The organism is Blautia acetigignens (assembly GCF_025566865.1).
Lineage (GTDB): Bacteria > Bacillota > Clostridia > Lachnospirales > Lachnospiraceae > Blautia_A > Blautia_A acetigignens.
Genome location: NZ_JAOQJM010000008.1, coordinates 76,673 through 98,771, shown reverse-complemented (window position 1 = coordinate 98,771; position 22,099 = coordinate 76,673). Strand labels below are relative to the sequence as shown.

Sequence of the window (22,099 nt, the reverse complement as noted above, 5' to 3'; positions counted from 1 at the left end):
CAGATGAAATGAAGAAAAAAGGTCTTATGATAGGCGGAATTTGTCTTGCTGTGGTGGCAGGAATATTGGGATATAACCATGAAGCAGTTCGCGTGGTTTTTCATAATGTGTATTCACCTTCTGTGAAGCTGGATGAATCCACAGAATGGGATGGAGGAAACTCCTACGAGAAATTGCAGTATTCAGAGGTATCGGAAAACGATTATCTGGACTTATATGTGCCGGACAGTGACGAACCAATGCCCATGATCGTAATGGTTCATGGCGGCGGTTTTGTCTTTAATGACAGCCAGTCCAGACAGGCACAGCTGATGTATCGCTATTTCCGTGATCATGGATATGCATGTGCGTCCATCAACTATCGACTGGCTCAGGAAGCGGCATTTCCGGCAGGGGTGGAGGATGTGAAATCTGCGATCCGTTTTCTGCGTGCCAATGCTGAGAAATATGGATACGATCCGGAGCGTTTTGCTATTTGGGGAGAATCTGCAGGCGGCTATCTGTCCGTGATCTGTGGTGCTTCCAATGACGAAGAATTCAATAGTGTGCCGTTCATCGGAGAAGATGAGAATAATCCGGTTTCCAGTGAAGTACAGGTAATCCTGAACTACTACGGTTGCATGGAATTCGGAACCCAGGCAGCAGATTATAAGGAACTGAAAATCCCGAAAGTAGTTCAGTGGGCATCCGGTCTGTGGCTTACCGGTGCCATCAAGGATACTGGCTATAATGATGTGGAATCTTATTGGATGCGTAAGGATGTGAACACCCTTACCCAGGAGGAAAAAGATACCTACAGCCCCCTGTACTATATCCAAAAGAACCTTACCCCGGAAAACAGCCCAAGCGTGCTGATCTGGCACGGTGATGCAGACCTAAGCGTCCCCTACCTGCAGTCCGAGCGCCTGAACGAACTTCTCACAGAACAGATCGGTGCAGACAAGGTAGAATACAAGCTTTTCCACAATTACAAACACGCCGCCGACCAGCTCTACAGCGACGAGAATCTTGGAATCCTAAAAGAATATCTGGACACAAAATTAGCAAAATAAAACAAATATCTGGCAGAAAAGCAGAAATGCTCTATGCCAGATTTTTTTATTTTCCGATATCCCGGAAACTCCCTGAAAAAACCTTGGCGATACTTGAAAAAAATTGCTAACTTTGCTATGCTAATTCTAGGATGTGTTTACATGTGTGATTTACACGAAGGAGAGCTATGAGAATCGAAAAGAAACTATGGATTGCTCTGATTGTCTTTGGATTGTTTGCGGTTGGGTTTACTGGCTGGATTTTTAACCGCAGCATGGGTGGGGAGCGGGTGTCCTTTAATAATACAGTAAGGCTTGAAACGGAGGCTGATACGGCAGGAGAAATCAAGACCAAGAATCTGGTTCTGCCGGAGGAATTTGACATTCCGAGGTCGCTTTTGTTCAAGACCACCCATACGTCCGTGCAGATTCTGCTGGACGGAGAAGAAATTTATCAGTATGGACATGAGGAAAACGCTCCGAAATTCATGAAATCTCCAGGTTCCTGCTGGCATATTGCAGACATTCCCAAGAACAGTGCCGGGAAAGAACTGGAAATCCGTATACTCCCTGCATATTCCGGATATTATGGAAACAACATCAGCCTTTACCTGGGAACCAGAGGGGACTGCATCTTAAGGATCCTCAGCGACAGCCTGGGCATATTTATTATCAACTGCGGTATTTTATTCACAGGACTGGTAAGTCTGCTGCTCTATTTTTTTGCAATAAAAAGCAAAAGAAAAACCAAAGTAGAAGGGAAAAATGAGATCTTCCTGAACCTGGGAATCTTTTCTGTATTGATTGCCTTGTGGTCCTTGCAGCAGTGCGGATTTCTTCAGTTTTTGATCCCGGATGGAAGAACCCTGTACTATGTGGATCTGTTTACATTTTACCTTTTCCCGGTACCCTTTAACTTCCTTGTTTACGATATCTGCAGCAGCAAATACCGCAAGGGCGCATTGTATTTTCCGGTGCTTTATCTGGTGGATATGACGGTATCTGTGATCCTTCAGTGTGCCGGAATCGTGGACATGTTCCAGCTGCTCCCGGTAACCCATGTTCTCATGATATGCAACGTTATTTATACATTTGTGCTTATTCATTATGAGGCAAGGGTAGAAGAAAATGAGTCTGCAAGGGAGTTCACCTATCCCTTATATATTGTGCTGGGATTTGGCGTTGCGGAGCTTATTTTATACTATGCAAGACATTTTAAGACTACATCCATATTCCTTCCTCTTGGAACAATGGGATTTATTATTGCCCTGATCTGGATACAGGTGTCCCGCTTTTATGACCAGTATGTTGAGAAGCAGAAGGTTTTGTATCTGCTGAAGGTTGCCAACACAGATATGCTTACAGAAGCCATGAACCGAAATGCTTACGAGCACACCATCAGGCAGCTGGATGAACAGGCATCGCAGCTGCAGAAAACAGGCGTTGTGCTGTTTGACCTGGATAATCTGAAGGTGATCAACGATAATTTCGGACATGAGAAAGGTGACGAAGCCCTTAAGCTGTGCTACAACTGCATCCGCCAGGTTTTTAAAGAGGCACAGAACTGTTTCCGAATTGGCGGGGATGAATTCGCATATGTGTATCACAATGATGAGAAAGACCTGATCGCTGATCGTATAAAACGTCTGGACATATTGCTTGAAGAAGCAGCCAAAAAGGTCTCCTATCCATTAAGTGTATCCGTCGGATATGCTTATTATCTGCCTGATAAAGACCGTGCTTTTAAGGATATTGCGAAACGAAGCGATATCATGCTTTACCGCCGTAAGCGCAGGAAAAAGCTGAACCGTGCATGCATGGACACCGCAGCAGCCGGCATGGAAAAAATGCTGGCGCAGGAAAATGCAGAGGATATTTTCCAGGAAAAAGAGTACCAGGATATTACACCGGAGGAGCTTTGCAAAGTAATCGACCTGCTTAGCCCGAGTACAGATAATTACCTTTATCTGATAGATTTCAGAACGGATTTTTACTATATTGCACCTCAGGCAATGGAACGGTTCTGCATTCCGAAAAATGCTTTTCATGATGTGATGGAGTGTCACAGAGAGTTTGTATATGGACCGGATTATCCTCTTTTGAAAGCAGAATTTAAAGATCTGCTGAGTACAGACCGCAGTATTCACAATATGGAATACCGCTGGCTGGATCCCAAAAGAGAACCCATCTGGATTAACTGCAGGGGCTATGTTGTGCGGGATGAAAACATGAAGCCGCTGTACATGGTAGGCTGCATCAACGAGATCGGAGCACAGCAGAAAGCGGATAATGTCAGCGGATTATTGGGAGAAACCGGACTGAGAGAATATCTGAAAAAGCTGAAGCCGCCTTTTGAAAACGGATATTTGATCCGCCTTGGCTTGGACCATTTTAAAGAAATTAATGAGAATCTGGGATGGGAATACGGAGATCAGGTACTGCGTGAGACAGCAGTCTGCATTTCCGGCTGCATGTCAGAAAATCAGACGGTATACAGATTATTTTCCGATGAATTTATGATTCTGGATCTTTCTTCCAGGAGCGTAAAGGAGGTAAAGAAGCTTTACGATAAAGTGAGAGAATCTGTGAATCAGTTCATCAGAGATAACGAATATACTGTGATGTTTACAATTTCAGGAGGAATCCTGCCGCTGCATGCCATAGAAGAGATGGGGTATTCCGCAGCTATGAAGCTGACGGATTTTTCCCTGAATGAGGCCAAGAAGCTTGGAAGAAACCGCTGTTATGTATTTGAAGAAAAAGAATATCGGCAGTTCCTGCGAAGAAGCGAGCTGAAACAGGAACTGAGAAATGCAGTGATAAATGACTTTAAGGGATTTACCGCATTTTATCAGCCGGTATTTCGGTCAGAAACCGGAAAGCTTTATGGCGCGGAAGCGCTGATGCGTTTTATCTCAGAGAAGTTCGGAATGGTATCGCCTGCTGAATTTATTCCGATTCTGGAAGAGACGGGACTGATTATTCCTGCCGGACGCTGGATGATGGGTGAGGCAATGGGAAAATGCAGCCAGATCCGGGAAGTGCTTCCGGAGTTTCAGGTCAGCATTAATATTTCACAGGTACAGGCTGCCAAGTCAGATGTAATTTTGGATGTGATCGCAGCTATGGAGAAAGCCAAGCTTCCGGCGGATGCGCTTATTATTGAGCTGACAGAAAGTGATCTTTTGGAGCAAAATATAAATGAGAGACATTTCCTTACAGAGCTGCAGCGAATGAAGATCAAGCTGGCACTGGATGATTTTGGAACCGGATATTCCAACTTCCATTACCTTAGTGAGCTGGGTCCGGCAATCATCAAAATTGACCGTTCCTTTACAGCCAGTGCGGTGGCAGATGAGGAAGAATATTATCTTCTGAATCAGTTTTGCAGCATGATCCACAATCTGAACCTGAAACTCTGCATTGAGGGTGTGGAGAATAAAGAAGAGTGGTCGAAGATTCGGAACCTCCAGCCGGATTTCAGCCAGGGATTCTTCTGGGGAAGACCCTGCCCGTATGAGGAGTTCGTGGAGAAGTTTGTAGAGAAATAAAATAATGTTAAATGATAATCCGTTCTGGGCACTTAACCGGGACGGATTATTTTTATGGCATGATTTTGATATTACCCATTGGGCAGCGGGCACCGGAATTATGTTTTTGACGTTGAATAAGTCAGATAAGATTTTGGAGAAAATGATTTAGAGATCCTTTTTCATTTTGCAAATTGACGGTGGAAAGTATTTCTCCTATAATGAAAATAAGTATATTTGAAAAGTAAGGCTTGTAGCTGGGAGAAATGAGGTGTAAATTTGGGAACTTATCTGAATCCTGGGAATTATAAATTTCAGGAAGTGCTGGCATCGGATATTTATGTAGATAAGACAGGTTTGCTGAAATATACCAATTCAGTCCAGCACACGACAACGAAAATAAAACAGTAAAGATTCCCAATAATGAAATCCGTGCAGAGTATGTGAATACGGTTTCTACTTCTGACTGGGGAGAAGTATCGAAGAAATGCAGGAAATATATTGCTTGTTGGGGTAAGCTATGACAAAAAGACGAAAGAGCATGAATGCATAATAGAAAGATTGGACAAGTAAGACAGTGGCAAGAGTATATTTTGTAAGGGAAAAAATCAGTATGGAAGTTCCGCTGGGGGTAACGGTTTTGGAGGCGGAAATCCGGGCAGGGCTGGAGCCGGATGCGCCTTGCGGCGGGCAGGGAAGCTGTGGAAAATGCCTGGTGAAGGTAAATGGAAATCCTGTGCTGGCCTGTCAGACCAAGGTGGTAGGGGACTGCCAGGTGGAGATTCCGGGAAAGAAGAAAAGAGGAAAAATTCTCAGTGAGGGATTTTCAAGAAACGTAAATTTCCAGCCAGATTTACGGGTGAAAAGGATCCGCCTGGAAAAACCGGAGATTGGGGAAAAAAGGTCAGAATGGGAACGACTGCTGGCTGCGGTATATGGGGACGGGGAAATTCATAACGATCATGAAGAAATCGGGTGCAAAAACAGTGCTGTTCCATATATTAAGGTGGGGGCTGCAGATGTTCAGCTCTCTGGCATCTTATATGAGAAAAGGATGCTTGCGCCAGTGTGGGAAGTAATCTATACAGAGAATGAAATTCTGGATTTTCGGCAGAGTAGCAACACGGAAGCGGATCTCTGTCAAAACCAGTCTGGAAATGACGCAGGATATTCAGAAGCATGTTGTAACATTTTCACAGCGGCTATCGATCTTGGAACCACTACAATTGTTGGCTATCTTCTTGATGGAAGAAACGGACAGACTCTGGAAACAGAAAGCCGGATGAATCCTCAAATGCAGTATGGCGGAGACGTAATTCAAAGAGCCAATTATGTGTTGGAACATGGCACAGAAGCGCTGAGTGAATGTGTGCGAAAGACAATCAATGAAATATTAGAAACCCTTATTGAAAAATCACAAAAAGCCGGAGATATCTATCAGATCAGCCTTGTTGGAAATACCTGCATGCATCATCTGTTTCTTGGAATTTCGCCTGCATCATTAGTTCGTGCTCCGTACACTCCGGCAATCAGTCAGCCGCTTACGTTACGGGCATCTGATTATGGAATTCATATTCATAAAAAGGGCCAGCTTATTTTGCTTCCAAACATTGCAGGCTACATAGGTGCAGACACCAGCGGGTGTCTGTTGGCGCTTCGCCAGGATCTGAAAGAAGAAACCACACTGCTTCTGGATATTGGAACCAATACAGAAATGATTCTTGGAAATAAACATGGTCTGGCTGCCTGCTCCGCAGCATCCGGGCCTGCATTTGAAGGCGCAAAAATCCAGTGCGGAATGCGAGGACTTCCAGGTGCCATTGACCATGTGAAATATGAAAATGGAAAGTGGCAGTATACTACTATTGAAAATGAGAAGCCAACAGGATTATGCGGTTCTGGCCTGATTGACTTGATAGCAGAACTTCTGCGCACTGGGCTTTTGGACGAAAACGGAATTTTGCACAGTGGGCAGGTGAAAGCGGATACCTTTGTACTTGTGCCGTCAGGGGAATCACAAAGGGAAATTTATCTTACACAGAAAGATATTGGTGAGGTACAGTTGGCGAAAGCTGCCATTGCTGCGGGAATCCGACTTTTAATGAAGAAACAAAATGTAGAAGAAACTCAGGTTCAGACTGTGTATCTGGCTGGCGGATTCGGGAATTACATGAACGCCAGGAACGCCGCGCGAATCGGCCTGATTCCAGAAAACTTTGCTGAGAAAGTAAGTTGTGTGGGAAATGCTGCCGGAGAAGGGGCAAAGATTGCACTGTTAAATAAAAAGGAGCGCCATGAAGCAGAAAAGGCCGTACAGAAAATTGAATTTCTGGAGCTGGCTGCTTGTCCGGAGTTTCAGGACTGCTTCGTAGACGAGCTTGGATTTGGGAAGTGAAAAAATGAATTTTAAAGAGCTAAAGGAATTATGTCAGTCCCATGGTTTTACCCATACAGTGCCGCTGGCCTGTGATACCATCGAACTGAAACCAGAAGTCCGTCAGATGTGCGCTTCTGATTCCTGTCATAAATACAATAAATGCTGGAGTTGTCCTCCAGGCTGCGGCACTTTGGAAGAATGTGAAAAGAGAGTAAGAAAGTATAAGCTGGGAATTCTGGTGCAGACCGTGGGCCAGCTGGAAGATCCCATGGACGGGGAAGGTATGATGCGCACCGAAGCCATGCATAAGGCATCCTTTTACGCCATGGAAAAAGATCTGCGGAAGTTTTACCCGGACATGCTGTCCATTGGAGCGGGATGCTGTACGAAGTGCAAGGTTTGTACCTATCCGAATGCGCCCTGCCGTTTTCCAGGGGAGGCTTTTTCCTCAATGGAAGCATATGGAATGCTGGTTATGCAGGTGTGCCAGGCAAATCATCTGGATTATTATTATGGTCCAGGGAAAATTGCCTATACCAGCTGTTATTTACTGAAATAAGATCAAAAAAGCAAAATGCAACTCGTATTTACATGACGAAGCGTTTTGCTTTTTTTATGAATCCACCATAATATGTGAAAATATTCACAGTAAGATAGTATAATGGAATGAGAAAAAAAGAGAAGCGGCGTTCCCTTTTTCTGATATAAAATGAATTTGTTAAGAAGAATGTCTTAGCGGAGGCATTCAAGCGGAGAGAACGATGAATGCTGTCGAAAGACAGCAGCTGATTAGCAAAAACAATTTCATATTGGAGGGAAAATGCCATGATTATTATTGGTGAGAAGCTGAACGGATCCATTCCGTCAGTTGCCAAAGCTATCGCTGAGAAGGATGCGGACCTGATCAGAGAAAGAGCCAGAATGCAGGCAGAATCGGGAGCCACATTTCTGGATGTATGTGCGTCAGTAGAAGAGGACGTAGAGGTAGAAACTTTGAAATGGATGATTGATCTTGTACAGGAAGTGACAGACACACCGATCTGTGTGGACAGTCCAAGTGCAAAATCCTGTGTCGCAGCCATTCCATTTTGTAAAAGACCGGGACTTATTAACTCTGTTTCCCTTGAGGGAGACAAAATTGACACTATTTTTCCAGTGATCGCAGATACAGACTGGGAGTGTGTAGCCCTTCTCTGCGATAACGATGGAATTCCGGATTCCGTAGAGCGCCGTATGAAAATTTTCTTCGGAATTATGGAAAAAGCAAAACAGTACGGTATTGCACCAAGCCGTTTACATATTAATCCACTGGTTGTAACACTGGGAACAGACCAGACCGCATTAACTGTATTTGCAGACTGCTGTAGAAGAATTAAATATGAATATCCGGAAATCCATATCACCAGTGGACTTTCCAACATTTCTTTCGGACTTCCAGTAAGAAAGAATATTAACCAGGCATTTATGGTGCTGGCTATGAATGCTGGTATGGACAGTGCTATCGTAGATCCTACCAACAAGAATATGATTGGTATGATTTATGCCACAAATGCACTGTTAGAGCGTGATGAATATTGTCTAGAGTATATTGGTAAGTTTGGAAACAAAGCCGCAGAAGAAGCAGCACAGCCAGCTCCTGCATCTCCGCTTGATGAGAAAATGCAGAAGGTTTTCAAATTAACACAGGATGGAAAAAATAAAGAAATCGGACAGGCTGTCCAGGAAGCACTTGATAATTCCTTCTAAGATGGGGACAGCTTTCTGAGTGTTTAAATTCAGAGGGCTGTTTCTTTTTTGCCTGAAAATAGATTAAATTTGCCAGATGGGGCGTAAAGGGGCAAGGGTTTGATATTGTTGATAAGTGTGGTAAAATAATCTGAGACATAAGGTGGGACAGTAATGAAGATATGTGATGAAAAACAAAGAAAATTTGAGAAAGATGCGGTGGACTGGATTTGCCGGATTACATCGGGGATTTTGATTTTATTCGCCTGTATTGACATTGTCCGTTTTGCAATGCTGGGGGATAAAACAGCATTTATTACATTCGGGGTAATTGCGGTAGCGTTCATTTTGCTGGCTGTTGCTGCGTGGAAAAGCAGGATGCCGTTTTTGTATCTGGTGATTGGAGCGGCGGCGTTTGTCCTGTATTTTAATACAAATTTTTCTACCAGCACTTATTACTTCAACTGGATGTTTCTGGTGGAATGCATTGTGGCGGCAGTTGGGGGAATTCTGGGAACTGGGTATATGGTCTGGAAAAAGACACCAGTTGGAAAAGCGGCAGTTTTTCCATTATTGGCAGCAGTTCTGATTGCGGCAGGGGCACTGGGATTCTGGAAAATGAGATATGAGGCAGCACATAATGCCGATGGACAGGCCAGGGACGAGCTGTGGGCAGTGCCAGAAAAATATGATGGGGCTGAACCGGAGCAGGCGGGAACGGTAGAGGAAGTTGTTTATGAAACGAAAGCCTATGCAACTGATGAGAGAACTGTAACGAAAACCGCTTACGTATATTTGCCATATGGATATTCAGAGGAGAGGGAGTATAATATTTTATATCTCATGCACGGTACAGGGGATGATGAAAAATACTGGCTGAAAACCAATCCATATAACAAGACTATGCTGGACAATCTGATCGCCAGCGGGGATATTCAGCCGCTGATCGTGGTGACGCCGACTTTTTATGTGGAGGATGACTGTGCAGAGGATCTGGATCAGCTGACCTATTTTTTTGCAAAAGAACTGCGGAATGATCTGATGCCGGAGATTGAATCTTCTTATTCAACTTATGCGAAATCAGCGGATGATGTCGGATTTTCGGAGAGCAGGGATCACAGGGCCTTTGCAGGATTATCTCGTGGAGCTGTGACCATGTATCATTCCGTGCTTTGCCAGAGCCTGGATTATTTCTCCTGGTTTGGGGCATTTAGCGGAAGCAGGACGGATGCACAGGCGTTTGAGGATACCATTCAGGCGGGGAATTTTGCAGATTTACCAATTCATTATCTGTATGTGGCAAGCGGTAATTTCGATTTTGCATTGCCTGGACAGGTACAGGATTATCAGGCACTTCTGGATATTGAGCCAAGGCTGCGCAGCGGTGTGAATACGACGTTTGACGTATTTCCTATGAGGTATCATTCTATGGGAAACTGGCATTTGGCGTTGTATAATTATTTGCAGAAGATATTCTGAATAATATATTGACTTGATTGATTTTTTCATACGCCGCACTTACGTCAGTCAATGTAGCCATTACTGCGTTTGGCATATGAGAAAAACATTTGGCTTGGATGTATCAGAAATTTACATATGGGAGGTATTTTAATATGGACAAAATTATTGGAACCAACCTTGGCAACTGGCTGGTACTTGAGAAATGGATGCAGCCTTTTATTTTCAAGGGAACGAGAGCAGAAGACGAAACCTGGCTGAACCGCAACGTACCCCAAGAAAAGCTTTGGCCTATGATGAAAGAACACAGAGACACTTACGTAACAGAAGAGGATTTCCAAAACATTGCCTCTCACGGATTAAACACCGTACGCATCCCGGTACCATATTTCATTTTTGGAGACAGAGAACCATACTCCGGATGCATCGAATATCTGGACAAAGCTTTTGACTGGGCTGGAAAATACGGACTGAAGGTTCTCGTCGATCTTCACACTGCACCCGGCGGACAGAATAGCTATGACAATGGCGGAATCGAGGGCGTGTGCAAGTGGAGCCAGCAGCCGGATGAGGTGGAATTTGTACTGACCGTGCTGGAGCGGCTGGCAATGCGCTATCGCGACCGGGAAGAATTATTTGGAATCGAAGTACTCAACGAGCCTATCAGCTTCAGCGTCTATATGACTGCACCCAGCAGAAAGAAAGCAGCAGATAAAGAAGAAGCCAAAGGCTCCCGCCACGTTTCCAGCAGATTCCTGAAAAAATTCTATGTGCAGGCCTACGGACGGCTTCGCAAAATCCTGCCAGAGGAAAAAGTAATCGTATTTCATGATGGTTTCCGCCTGGGAATGTGGAAGGACTTTTTCGTAAAGCATCACATGAAAAATGTCATGATCGATACTCATATTTATATCCAGGCAATGGAAGATGTGACACACATTCACAGCTTCTGGGCATACCGTGCATTTATTGCATACCAGCAGCATCTGCTGAAGAAAGCCCAGAAATATACCCCTGTTTTTGTAGGTGAGTGGTGCGTATGCAATGAGCTTGCGGATAAGAAAAAGGGTCATGAGGTAATCCGTGACGAGTATGAAGATTACCGCAAAAAATGGTACAGAAAGGCGGCTGTTCTTCAGCTAAATGCATGGAAGGATACTGCCGGTTTCTTCTATTGGAACTATCAGCTGTACCGGGATAAGGAAGTGCCCATGTATGCCACTCGCCTGGATTCCTGGGACTTATGCAGATGCTGGAAAAAAGGTTGGATGCCAGTGAGAACGGATAGATTCATGGAAAAGCTGTAAGGAAGAATATATAATAGGTAGTGATAAGAATCTGGATAAAGAATGAAGTGTATTTATACAGTTTGCGTGTATTTTCTGGCAGGTTGCGCCTAAAATAGTGCAGCCTGTTATTTGTTTGATAATATATAATCAGAAAGTATGTGAAATTGCTGGTTGTGTATGGGCATGTAGATTGTAGGAATGATTTTTTGGCACACGAAACAGCAATAATTATGTTTTTTTAGAAAAATTGGGAGATTTCAGGAGGTAAATATGAAACAGAATTTCAACAATAACTGGCTCTGCTACAAAACAGGTGACAAAGAGCATGCATTTGCAGTGACTCTTCCTCATGACGCCATGCAGTTAGATGAGAGAAGCGAGACAAGTGCAGGCGGCGTAAATACAGGATGGTATGAGGCGCAGGACTATACTTATGAGAAAACTTTCACACTTCCGGAAGATGCAAAGGAAGAGAAAATTATCCTGGAATTTGAGGGGGTTTACCGTAAGGCAACGGTATATATCAACGGGGAAAAAGCGGCATATCATTCTTACGGATACATTGGATTCTATGTGGATGCAACCAAATATGTGAAATTCGGAGAGGAAAATGAGATCCGCGTGGAAGTGATCAACCATGATCAGCCTAACAGCCGCTGGTACTCCGGAACTGGAATCTACCGTCCGGTATGGCTGTACATAGTGCCGAAAAAGCATCTGCGTTTTGACAGTGTGAAGATCACTACGCTGGATTATAAAGAGCCGAAAATCCGTGTGGAGGCATGGCCAAATGCTGCTGGTGAAGTGAAGGTTGAGATTCTGGAAAGGAGTGGAAACAAAGAAGTTTCCAGTGTGGGAAATTCTGCACTGGTTGAAGGGGAAAATCAGTCAGCAGGCAATGCTGCTGAGAATATTGTTGCCATGGAAATCCTTCAGGCAGACGGCAAATTTTCCTGCGAGATCGCATTTCCAGGAGCAAAGCTCTGGAGTCCTGAAGAACCAAATCTGTATGCCTGCCGCGTAACCTTTGGCGAAGATGTACAGGAGGAAACTTTCGGTATCCGTATGGTAAGCTGTACCCCGGAGAATGGATTCCAGATCAATGGAAAACGTGTTCTTCTTAAAGGCGGATGCATCCATCACGACAACGGACTTCTTGGCGCATGTGCCTATGAATTTGCGGAACGCCGTAAAGTACGCATTCTTCTGGATGCTGGATACAATGCGATCCGTTCTGCCCACAACCCATGTTCCAAGGCGCTTCTTCGTGCCTGTGATGAGATGGGAATGCTGGTAATGGACGAGTATATTGACGGCTGGTACATCCACAAAACCAAATATGACTACGCAGATGAGATCCTGGATAACTACAGAAAAGACCTGAAGGATATGGTGGATAAGGACTATAACCACCCGTCTGTGATTATGTATTCCACTGGAAATGAAGTATCTGAAACCGCTCAGAAAAAGGGAATTGCCCTTACAAAATCCCTTACAGACAGACTTCATGAGCTGGATTCCACCCGCCCGGTAAGCTGCGGAATCAACATTTTCTTTAACTTCTTAAGCTCTATGGGCTTTGGAGTTTACAGTGACAAAAAGGCAGACGAAGCTGCGGAAAATGCCAAGAAGAAAAAGGCTGTGGGAAGTGAATTCTATAACACAGTTGCCGGAATTTTTGGCGCCGGATTTATGAAAACAGGGGCAACTCTTTATCCTTGTGATGTAAAAACACGAGATGCTTACGCAAACATGGATGTGGCCGGATACAACTATGGAATCAAGCGTTACCGTCATGACCTGAAGAAATATCCGAAGAGAATGATTCTGGGAAGCGAGACCTTCTGTGCAGATGCTTATCAATTTATGCAGGAAGCAAAAAGGGACAAACGTATTATCGGTGATTTTGTCTGGGCAGCGCAGGATTATCTTGGAGAGGTTGGAATCGGAGCCTGGGAGTACAAGGATTATGCACCGCGTTTTGATGGCGGCTGCGGCTGGGTAAGCGCTGGTTCCGGAAGAATCGACCTTACTGGAAAGCCTCTTGGCGAGATGACTTATACAAGAGTGGCTTTCGAACTGGAAGACCTGGCAATTGCAGTAGTTCCGGTTGACCACACCAAAGATGCGCACTCCCCATCCGCATGGAAAATGACCAATGCCATGGAAAGCTGGTCCTGGGATGGCTGTGAAGGAAAGGCTGCGAAGGTTGAGGTTTATACACGCGCAGATCATGTAAAGCTTTATATAAACGGAGAGTGTGTAGGAACGAAGAAGCCGAAAAACGACTGCAAGGTATTCTTTGATACCACCTACCACAATGGAGAAATCAAAGCGGTTGCATTTGATGCAAATGATAATGTAATTGCAGAGAAAACCTTAGCAACAGCTGGAAAAGAAACTGTCCTTCGTGCAGAACCGGAGCTTACCCGTGTGAATGCAGACACCGACCTTTGCTATGTAAGAATGCGCTACACCGATGAAAACGGCGAGACCAAACCTCTGACAAGAGGACGGATCAAGCTTGAAGTAGAAGGCGGCGACCTTCTTGCCTTCGGCAGTGCATGCCCGTACTACCCGGAAAGCTACCAGAGCGCCGAAACCGATACCTACTACGGCGAAGCCCTTGCTATCATTCGTCCACAGTCCGGCGCTGGCAAAGTAGTTGTAAAAGCACAGTCTGACCTTGGCGAAGCAGTGGCTGAGGTGGAGATTCTTGGATAAATAATTTATCGTTTTTTGCAATATGTTCTGGATAATAGGCAGTGATGCCTGTATAATTAAAAAGAGATGCAGATATTCTGACACTCAAAAAGGAGGAATAGCTGCAAGAGATGAATAAGAACAAGATATTCTGGCTGCTTCTTTGCTGGAATATCTTGTTGTGCATTACAAAGAGATATAGAAAAGCCTTTTTCAAACACGCTCTAGCTGGAGGAACCTTGCCCTATGATATCAATTGCTGTAGTAGAAGACGACCAGGAGTATCAGAAACAGCTTTTACAATATATAGAACAATACGGAAAAGAACAGGAAGCGCAGTACAAAATTACGGTATTTCAGAACGGTATGAATTTTCTGGATGACTATAAGGGAGATTGCGACCTGATTTTTATGGATATTGCAATGCCTCATATGGATGGTCTGGAAACAGCTGCCGCATTGCGGAAAAGAGGGGACAACACCTGCCTTATCTTTATCACAAGCATGGCGCAGTATGCGCTGAAGGGCTATGAAGTGAATGCCTTCGATTTTCTTGTGAAACCATTGGCTTATGAGCTGTTCTGCATCAAATTTGAAAAAGCTCTGTCTCATATTGACCGGAGTGAAGCCTACTATATTAAGATCCCAAACGGAGCGAAGAAGGTTTCTCCGGGGCAGATCACATATATAGAAAGCAACAAGCATTATCTGGAATTTCATGTTCACGGAGATGTTTACAAAATGCGGGGAACGATGAAAGAGATTCAGGAATATTTTCTGGCAAGTCATTTTGCGCTGGTAAACAGTTCCATTCTGGTGAACCTTTCCATGGTGGATGAATGGAAGGGAAACGAAATCAAAGCAGCAGGTCAGACTTTCGTTCTTTCCCAGAAATATAAAAAGGAATTCCTGGACAGGCTGACCATGCAGATGGGACAATGATGCAGAGCAATGAAGTGGATAATGCTATGGAACAATAAGAATGACATGGAGCAATAACATGGAAAAAATGGATTTGTTTAGGATTACCCAGGCGCATGGATATATTTTCCAGATTTTTTTCGCGGAAGTCCTTTGTACAAGATATTTGCCAAAGAAAAAGAATTTTCTATTACGGGCATTGACCAGTGGGATGATTTTTCTGCTGCTTTCTGTTGTGCTGCCGAATATAATCAGCAATTATGTTTCAGGAGTATTTTCCTTTACCGTATTCTTTCTCAGTCTTGGCTTCTGGCGCTTCTGCCTGGCAGCAGATTCCCAGGAAATATTGTATAGCTGCATGCTTGCTTTATTTATCCAGAATCTGTCCTCCAACGTTTATAATGTTATTTTTTATTCAATGTTTTACGGAGCACCTGTAACAGTACAGTTTTCACTTTCGGTAATTTTAATGCTGCTGATCTATAATGTTTTCTATTTCCTGATCATAAAAAGATTTGCAAAGGAAAGGCTGGAAAATATGCTGAGCAACACAGCATGGATCTGGCTGATCGCAGTTGGTATTTTTGTATTTTTCCTGCACTATTTATTCTGGATGTATGGAATCCGGGAGGTCTGGGTAGTATATCCGCCGCTGATTCTCTGTGACATTCTGGGGCTTGGCGTCGCCCTTGGATTTGTGGAGCTTCGCACAAGAAATGCAGACAATGAAAATCTGCGCCAGCTTCTGGAACTGGAGAAAAAGCAGTTTGAAATGACCAGAAGCAACGTGGAATTTGTAAACAGAAATGCCCATGACCTGAAACATTACATCCACAAAATCCAACGCCTGGAAAATCCGGAAACAGAAGAACTGGAGAAGGTGCTGACCAAAGTGGAAGCCTATGAAAGTGCATTCCAGACAGGAAATGCAGCGCTGGATGTGGTGTTGACAGAGAAGAAGCTTCTGTGTCAGCAGGAGAAAATTTCTTTTACATGTATGGTTGATGGAGAAGCTTTAAATTTTATGAAGATTCTTGATGTGGCATCCTTGTTTGGAAACGGCCTGGACAATGCCATCGAACATGAGCGAAAAGAAGCTGTAGAGAAGCGGTACATATTCCTGAAAGTATTTCAAAAAGGCAGCTTCGTCAGCGTAAGAATTGAAAACTACTGCTCTCATTTCCCCGAACTTTCCCCTGAAGGCTTGCCCGTAGCGTCCTCCAAAAAAGACGCCGCATTTCATGGCTATGGAACCAAAAGCATGCAGTACATTGTGGAAAAATACAACGGAAACCTCCGAATTTCCGAGGAAGGAAACCTGTTTGTTGTAAGCATGCTGTTTCCCACAGGGTAATATCTTTAAAATTCAACAGTTAAAATCCTCTGGATGACTCTGGGGGATTTTTTTATATTGAGTGTTAATAAAATTGGAAAAGTGTACAGATACACATCAAAAAGTGTTGGAAAAGTGTACAAAAACGAGTTAAAAATCATTGGAAAAGCGGTTGGCTATAATTTTGCCAGAATTTCATATGAATTTGCCACCTTGTCCTGATCGCCCTTTTTCTGTGGTATTTTAACATGCAGAAAAACCTGCGGATATCGCAGTGAAAAGGAGAAGAGGAAATGAAAAGAAAGGCATTTATTATGGCTATGGTGATGTGTATGATGGGTTCCACTGTGGGAACAACAGGGATGACTGTATATGCAGAAGAAAACACAGCCGAATCAGAAGAGAGCGTTGAGACAGAAGAAAGTACCGAATCAGAAGAAGGTACTGAAACTGAGGCAAGTGTAGAGACGAGTACAGAAGCTGGAGACACACTTGCAGAAGGCCAGGTTCTTCTTCCTGCATCAGAAGCAGTCTTCACTGAGGGCGAAGGCGTAGGCCCGGATAACGAAAAAGAGCCGACTTCCTATGACGAAGAAGTTGGCATGATCCGTGCAGCAGCCCAGGGAACAGAAATCGTATACACTGTCCCGGAAGGTGCAGAAGGAACTTATGATATGTACCTTACCGTATCTAAGGTTCTGGCAGCATTCAGCTCCCAGCCGTTTACCTTTACTATCAATGACGGGGAAACTTTTTCCGTGCCTGTAGATTTGCAGGTTCCGGCAGATTCCCCGGCATCCTACACAGAAGACGGAGAGTACGACGAAGGAACTCTCACGGATTCCGGAAGATTTCTGATTAAACAGAGCCTGGAATTAAAAGCTGGAGACACCATCAAGGTTACCTGTGCATTTGGATGCAAGGCTCCGACCCTGAAGGGAATGGTTTTCCCATATGTAGGAGATGTTCTTCTGGCACCTGCCGGAAGTGAAGTACCAACTGGATACGACAATACAGTGAAAACAGTTCCGGAAGCAGACCCATCCGATCCTCTTGCAGGCCTTAACATTATCTGGCTTGGTTCTTCCGTAACATACGGTGCGCAGTCTGGCGGCCATTATTCCATGGCAGACGCCATCCAGGACAACCACCCGGGAACTGTTTGCGAGAAATACGCCATCAGTGCCACCACTCTGGTAAATGAGAAGGAAGACTCCTATGTAGGCAGAATGAAGCTGATCAGCAAGGATGAGACCCCGGATCTGTTTGTAGTCCAGCTGTCCACCAACGATGCAACTACAGGAAAACCAATGGGAGAAGTTACGGACAGCACAGACCCTGCTGATTTCGACGACACCACAATTGCAGGAGCAATCGAAACCATTATTTCTTATGTAAAGGAAACCTTCGGCTGCCCGGTTGTGTTCTACACCGGAACCTACATTGAGAAGGAAGGCTACGATGAGATGGTAGACTTGCTCCTTCAGATCCAGGAAAAATGGGGCATCGGAGTTGTAGACATGTACCACAACGAGGAAATGACCGCCCTCTACGGCACAGATTTGTACAACGAGTACATGCACGACGAGGTTCATCCATTCCGCAAAGGTTACGTAGAATGGTGGACTCCGGTAATCGAAGAGTATCTGACAGAGTTTCTTAGTAATCATTAACAGGCGGAATTTTGGAAAACACCGATTATGCTGTAAAAATATCCGTTTATGCCATTTGTATTGCTATTCAACAGCCGCAGGCTATAATGAAATTATCTTAAAAACACGATTTCAGAAGGGCTGTAGAGGATATAACGTGAATGGTTCTAGAACGTGTCATTTTTGAATAGGAACCAGTCACGATTGGACAACATTACCAACGATATTTGTGCTATACTACCAAAAAATAAGTTGACTTTTTGGTAAAATAGACAAAAGCGGTTGCAATTTGCGTATGAAAATTGACAGTCTGCGCATGAAATGAGCCGTGAACGGAAAAATCTGTTATAGTACTACCATAAAAGATAAGCTTACGCGCTGTGGCAGCGCAAAATATAAAAGGAGGGAGCTTATGAGCAACAAGAAAAAGTCCGCAGGCTTATGGAGAGGACTCACATCAGTATCAGCCAGTCTTCTTGCAGTCACAGTGGGCGCATCGGCTATTGTGGATGCCAATGCAGCATTCATCAACACACGTCTTGGAGTTTCCAGCTACAAGATCGTAGACACAAGTAACGGAGAGAAAACAGATTCCACTTATTTCAAATCTGAGTTTTCAAGCCTTGATGAGGTAATCGAAGCGAAAGATGCTCTTGCAGCAGAAATCGCATCAGAAGGAACTGTATTATTCAAAAATGAAGATACAACCCTTCCACTGAATACTTCTTCTGACAAGGTCACCCTTTGGGGATTGAACTCCATCAATCCAACTCTGGGTGGTATGATCGGATCCTCTGTTTCCATTGATGCGGAAGCAGGTCAGAAGCAGTATGATATCCAGACTGCACTGACTGAGAAGGGCTTCTCCCTGAATCAGGATATGCTGGATCTGTACAGCAGCGAGGATGTAAATGGTACATATGGCAGAAAAGGCGGACATTCCTTACAGCCATCTTTTGGAACAATGTATGAGAATCCGGCAGCTTACAAGGTAGGCGAGGCACCGGAGAGCATTTACACAGATGATGTTCTGAAATCAGCAGATGACACCGTTGCACTGGTTGTAATTTCCCGTGACAGTTCTGAGGCTTCCGATTACAACCCGAACATGACAAGCGCAGACGAAGCAGACAGCTACGAGCGTCCGTTGGCACTTTCCGATAATGAGAAAGCCATGATCGAGCTTGCCAAAGAGCACAGCACAAAGGTTGTAGTTCTTCTGAACACAAACAACCCGGTTGAGATCGATGACCTGAAGAATGACGAGGGAATCGGCGCAATCGTATGGGCTGGTGAGCCAGGTGCAAATGGTTTCCTCGGTGTAGCAGATGTCCTTTCCGGTGAGGTGAACCCATCCGGTCACATCGCGGATACATATGCAGTAAACTCCACATCTGCTCCGGCTATGGTAAACTACGGTGTATATCTTTACACAAACAATTCCCAGGCTGGCTCCGATGCAGTTCTTACTGAGGAAAACAAAGCAGACTGGTATCTGGTAGAATCCGAGGGAATCTACACCGGATACAAATATTATGAGACAAGATATGAGGACGAGATTCTCGGACAGGGAAATGCAGATACAACAGAAGGTTCTTCTGACGGCGCTGCATGGGATTATGCAAACGAAGTTTCTTATCCATTTGGATATGGACTTTCCTATACAACCTTCGAGCAGAAGCTTGAATCTGTAGATGTACAGGTTGGCGGAACTGCTACAGCAAAAGTAAATGTAACCAACACAGGTGACGTTGCCGGTAAATCCGTAGTTCAGCTTTATGTACAGTCCCCATACACAGAGGGCGGTCTTGAGAAATCTGCAATCCAGCTCATCGGTTACGGAAAAACAGAAGTTCTTGATCCAGGTGCTTCCGAAGAGGTAACCATCGAGTTTGATCCTCTTTACATGGCAAGCTATGATGAGGATGCTGTGAAAGCGGATGGAACTCAGGGTGCATGGTCACTGGAGGCAGGAGATTACTACTTCGCAATCGGTAACGGCGCACATGAGGCACTGAACAATGTTCTGGCAAACAAGAATGGCAATGAAGACGGACTTGTAAAAATTGCTGAGACAGACGAGATCAATGCAGACAATGCAATCAAATGGAATCTTGCTGATACAGATATTGAGACCTATTCCGCAGGAGTTGAGAACCAGCTTCAGGATATGGATATCAACAACCTGATTGAGGATACTGTTGAATATACCACAAGATCTGACTGGTCCAAGGGATGGGAGCCAATTGAGTCACTGACACCTACTGAGGCTATGATGGTAGGTCTTACCGATCAGCTGTACGAACTCACTGAGAATGAGGGTGATGGAAGCGGCATTACATGGGGCGCAGACAATGGCATGAAGCTCATCGACATGATGCAGTTTGATGAGAATGGCAACTATGCCGGAGCATTGGACTTCGATGATCCGATGTGGGATCAGCTTATGAACCAGATTACTCTGGACGAGGCAATTCAGTTCATTGAAAAAGCAGGTGATGACTTCGAGAATATCGATTCCATCCAGCTTGCAAGAACATACGCAAACGACGGTCCTTTGGGATACACCGGTGACCAGGTTGGCGGTTATTTCGTAAGATGGTCAAAAGACCTTTCTGAGGAAGACTACTATACAGAAGAAACAGATGACAAGGCTACTTACCGTATGGCAACCATGCCAACAGAGCCGATCGTTGCAGCAACCTTTAACAAAGACCTTGTTGAAAGAGAAGGCGAGCTTCTTGGAGAAGATGGTCTGTGGGCAAATGAGAGCTCCTTATTTGCACCAGGTCTGAACCTTCACAGAACTGTTTACTGCGGACGTAACCATGAGTATTACTCAGAGGATTCCGTTCTTACTGCTTACATGGGAAATGCTCTCTGCGTTGGCCTTAAGAGCAAGGGAACCATGGCTGAACCAAAACATTTCGCATTCAACCATCAGGAAGCAAACCGTTCTGGTCTGTCCACCTTTATGACCGAGCAGGCAGCCCGTGAGAACGAGCTTCGTGGATTTATGATGTGCATGAGCAGTAACAATGCACAGGGCGTTATGACAGCATTCAACCGTGCCGGTACTTCTTTCGTTGGTGCGTACAAGAATCTTCTTGAAAACATTACAAGAAATGAGTGGGGCTATCAGGGATGGTTCGTAACCGATATGATTAATGGTGCGGACTACATGAACTGGAGAGACGTAACAGCAGCTGGCGGCGGCGGAACACTGACCTCTTCTGCATATGATACTTCTACCATCGGTGCTATGGCAGAATCCAAAAAGGACATTGAGAAAGATGTAAACTTCCAGCAGATGATGAAGAAGAACATCAAATACTTCCTGTATCAGCTGGTACAGAGCAATGCCATGAACGGAATCAGCTCTACAACTGAGATTCAGGCTGTAAGAACCTGGTATCAGAATGCTTTGACAGGCGCAGAAGCAGCATTCGCTGTACTTACACTTCTGTTCCTGATCATGACGATCCTGAAAACTGTTAAACCGAAAAAAGAAGCGTAATGGGAGGTGCGGATGATGAATAAGACAAAAAAATCAATCGGACTGTATCTGACGCTTGTAGCAGGCATTATCGCTATCGTAGAAGCAATTTACTACGGTCAGGTAATGTACACTTATCAGCCAGTATATTACTTCCTGGCAGCAGCAATCGTCCTTGCGGTACTTTCCTTTGTACTGGTTGGTTTCAATAAAGTGATTACCGGATTTATCCCGGTTGTAAATGCAGTATTAATGGCAAGCGCAGCTGTATGGAGCGCTTCCGTAATGGTAAACCAGATCGGTTATGTAGTTTCCGGACTGGATGGAATTGACACAATTATGAGTTTCATTATCTTCTGCAGCGTGGCAGTGGTTGGCATGATCCTTAACATCGTAGCTTCCTTCCTGCCGGTTGCAAAAGAAGTTGAGTAATTTATCTGAAAATCTTCCAGGAACAGGCGTGAGACGACCTGTTTCCGGGATGATAAAAATTTTACAGATGTATGTGGCATGTTACATCTGCAAAATAAATGTAAGAAGTTAACTGCGCGGCAAGCAGTTACAATAGAAAAGGAGAGAAAATC

At 44.4% G+C, this 22,099-nt stretch carries 13 protein-coding genes; all 13 read left to right on the top strand.

The annotated features are described in order from the left end of the window. The first annotated feature begins 8 nt into the window (after positions 1-8). The 13 genes from OCV70_RS11285 (at position 9) to OCV70_RS11225 (ending at position 21,947) form a co-directional block, all read left to right on the top strand. A complete protein-coding gene (locus tag OCV70_RS11285; RefSeq protein ID WP_173767058.1) occupies positions 9-1,052 on the top strand; it encodes an alpha/beta hydrolase in 1,044 nt (347 codons plus the stop codon). 167 nt (positions 1,053-1,219) lie between these two features. Beyond that, the gene (locus OCV70_RS11280) at positions 1,220-4,582 is read left to right on the top strand and encodes a bifunctional diguanylate cyclase/phosphodiesterase (protein WP_021924314.1); all 3,363 of its coding nucleotides are present in this window, start codon (positions 1,220-1,222) and stop codon (positions 4,580-4,582) included. Between the two features lie 556 nt (positions 4,583-5,138). Then, positions 5,139-6,956 carry an ASKHA domain-containing protein gene (locus tag OCV70_RS11275; RefSeq protein ID WP_262579696.1) on the top strand — a complete coding sequence of 606 codons (1,818 nt, stop codon included), beginning with the start codon at positions 5,139-5,141 and terminating at the stop codon, positions 6,954-6,956. A gap of 4 nt (positions 6,957-6,960) precedes the next feature. After that, positions 6,961-7,497 carry a DUF2284 domain-containing protein gene (locus tag OCV70_RS11270; RefSeq protein ID WP_021924316.1) on the top strand — a complete coding sequence of 179 codons (537 nt, stop codon included), beginning with the start codon at positions 6,961-6,963 and terminating at the stop codon, positions 7,495-7,497. A 266-nt stretch (positions 7,498-7,763) separates the two neighbouring features. Next, positions 7,764-8,684 (top strand): methyltetrahydrofolate cobalamin methyltransferase, encoded by a 921-nt coding sequence (locus OCV70_RS11265; protein WP_173767056.1) that lies wholly within the window; start codon positions 7,764-7,766, stop codon positions 8,682-8,684. Positions 8,685-8,837: 153 nt separating this feature from the next. Next, positions 8,838-10,142 carry an alpha/beta hydrolase-fold protein gene (locus OCV70_RS11260; RefSeq protein WP_021924824.1) on the top strand — a complete coding sequence of 435 codons (1,305 nt, stop codon included), beginning with the start codon at positions 8,838-8,840 and terminating at the stop codon, positions 10,140-10,142. A 134-nt stretch (positions 10,143-10,276) separates the two neighbouring features. Beyond that, complete coding sequence (locus OCV70_RS11255) at positions 10,277-11,428, top strand: glycoside hydrolase family 5 protein (RefSeq protein WP_021924825.1); 1,152 nt, start codon at positions 10,277-10,279, stop codon at positions 11,426-11,428. 252 nt (positions 11,429-11,680) lie between these two features. Next, positions 11,681-14,134, top strand: coding sequence for a glycoside hydrolase family 2 TIM barrel-domain containing protein (locus OCV70_RS11250; protein ID WP_021924826.1), 2,454 nt, complete (start codon positions 11,681-11,683; stop codon positions 14,132-14,134). Positions 14,135-14,359: 225 nt separating this feature from the next. Further along, positions 14,360-15,055, top strand: a complete 696-nt coding sequence (locus OCV70_RS11245) for a LytR/AlgR family response regulator transcription factor (protein ID WP_021924827.1) — start codon at positions 14,360-14,362, stop codon at positions 15,053-15,055. Between the two features lie 58 nt (positions 15,056-15,113). Continuing rightward, the gene (locus OCV70_RS11240; RefSeq protein ID WP_021924828.1) at positions 15,114-16,388 is read left to right on the top strand and encodes a sensor histidine kinase; all 1,275 of its coding nucleotides are present in this window, start codon (positions 15,114-15,116) and stop codon (positions 16,386-16,388) included. 272 nt (positions 16,389-16,660) lie between these two features. Then, on the top strand, positions 16,661-18,040 hold the full coding sequence (locus OCV70_RS11235; protein ID WP_021924829.1) for an SGNH/GDSL hydrolase family protein: 1,380 nt from the start codon (positions 16,661-16,663) through the stop codon (positions 18,038-18,040). Positions 18,041-18,431: 391 nt separating this feature from the next. Further along, complete coding sequence (locus OCV70_RS11230) at positions 18,432-21,536, top strand: glycoside hydrolase family 3 C-terminal domain-containing protein (RefSeq protein WP_021924830.1); 3,105 nt, start codon at positions 18,432-18,434, stop codon at positions 21,534-21,536. A gap of 12 nt (positions 21,537-21,548) precedes the next feature. Next, positions 21,549-21,947, top strand: coding sequence for a hypothetical protein (locus tag OCV70_RS11225; protein ID WP_173767054.1), 399 nt, complete (start codon positions 21,549-21,551; stop codon positions 21,945-21,947). Positions 21,948-22,099 lie beyond the last annotated feature (152 nt).

What these genes read in the sequence shown, in the direction of transcription:
- OCV70_RS11225 (WP_173767054.1), top strand. Translation starts at nt 21,549, where the DNA reads ATGATGAATAAGACAAAAAAATCAATCGGACTGTATCTGACGCTTGTA.
- OCV70_RS11285 (WP_173767058.1), top strand. Translation starts at nt 9, where the DNA reads ATGAAGAAAAAAGGTCTTATGATAGGCGGAATTTGTCTTGCTGTGGTG.
- OCV70_RS11270 (WP_021924316.1), top strand. Translation starts at nt 6,961, where the DNA reads ATGAATTTTAAAGAGCTAAAGGAATTATGTCAGTCCCATGGTTTTACC.
- OCV70_RS11280 (WP_021924314.1), top strand. Translation starts at nt 1,220, where the DNA reads ATGAGAATCGAAAAGAAACTATGGATTGCTCTGATTGTCTTTGGATTG.
- OCV70_RS11260 (WP_021924824.1), top strand. Translation starts at nt 8,838, where the DNA reads ATGAAGATATGTGATGAAAAACAAAGAAAATTTGAGAAAGATGCGGTG.
- OCV70_RS11245 (WP_021924827.1), top strand. Translation starts at nt 14,360, where the DNA reads ATGATATCAATTGCTGTAGTAGAAGACGACCAGGAGTATCAGAAACAG.
- OCV70_RS11235 (WP_021924829.1), top strand. Translation starts at nt 16,661, where the DNA reads ATGAAAAGAAAGGCATTTATTATGGCTATGGTGATGTGTATGATGGGT.
- OCV70_RS11230 (WP_021924830.1), top strand. Translation starts at nt 18,432, where the DNA reads ATGAGCAACAAGAAAAAGTCCGCAGGCTTATGGAGAGGACTCACATCA.
- OCV70_RS11255 (WP_021924825.1), top strand. Translation starts at nt 10,277, where the DNA reads ATGGACAAAATTATTGGAACCAACCTTGGCAACTGGCTGGTACTTGAG.
- OCV70_RS11265 (WP_173767056.1), top strand. Translation starts at nt 7,764, where the DNA reads ATGATTATTATTGGTGAGAAGCTGAACGGATCCATTCCGTCAGTTGCC.
- OCV70_RS11240 (WP_021924828.1), top strand. Translation starts at nt 15,114, where the DNA reads ATGGAAAAAATGGATTTGTTTAGGATTACCCAGGCGCATGGATATATT.
- OCV70_RS11250 (WP_021924826.1), top strand. Translation starts at nt 11,681, where the DNA reads ATGAAACAGAATTTCAACAATAACTGGCTCTGCTACAAAACAGGTGAC.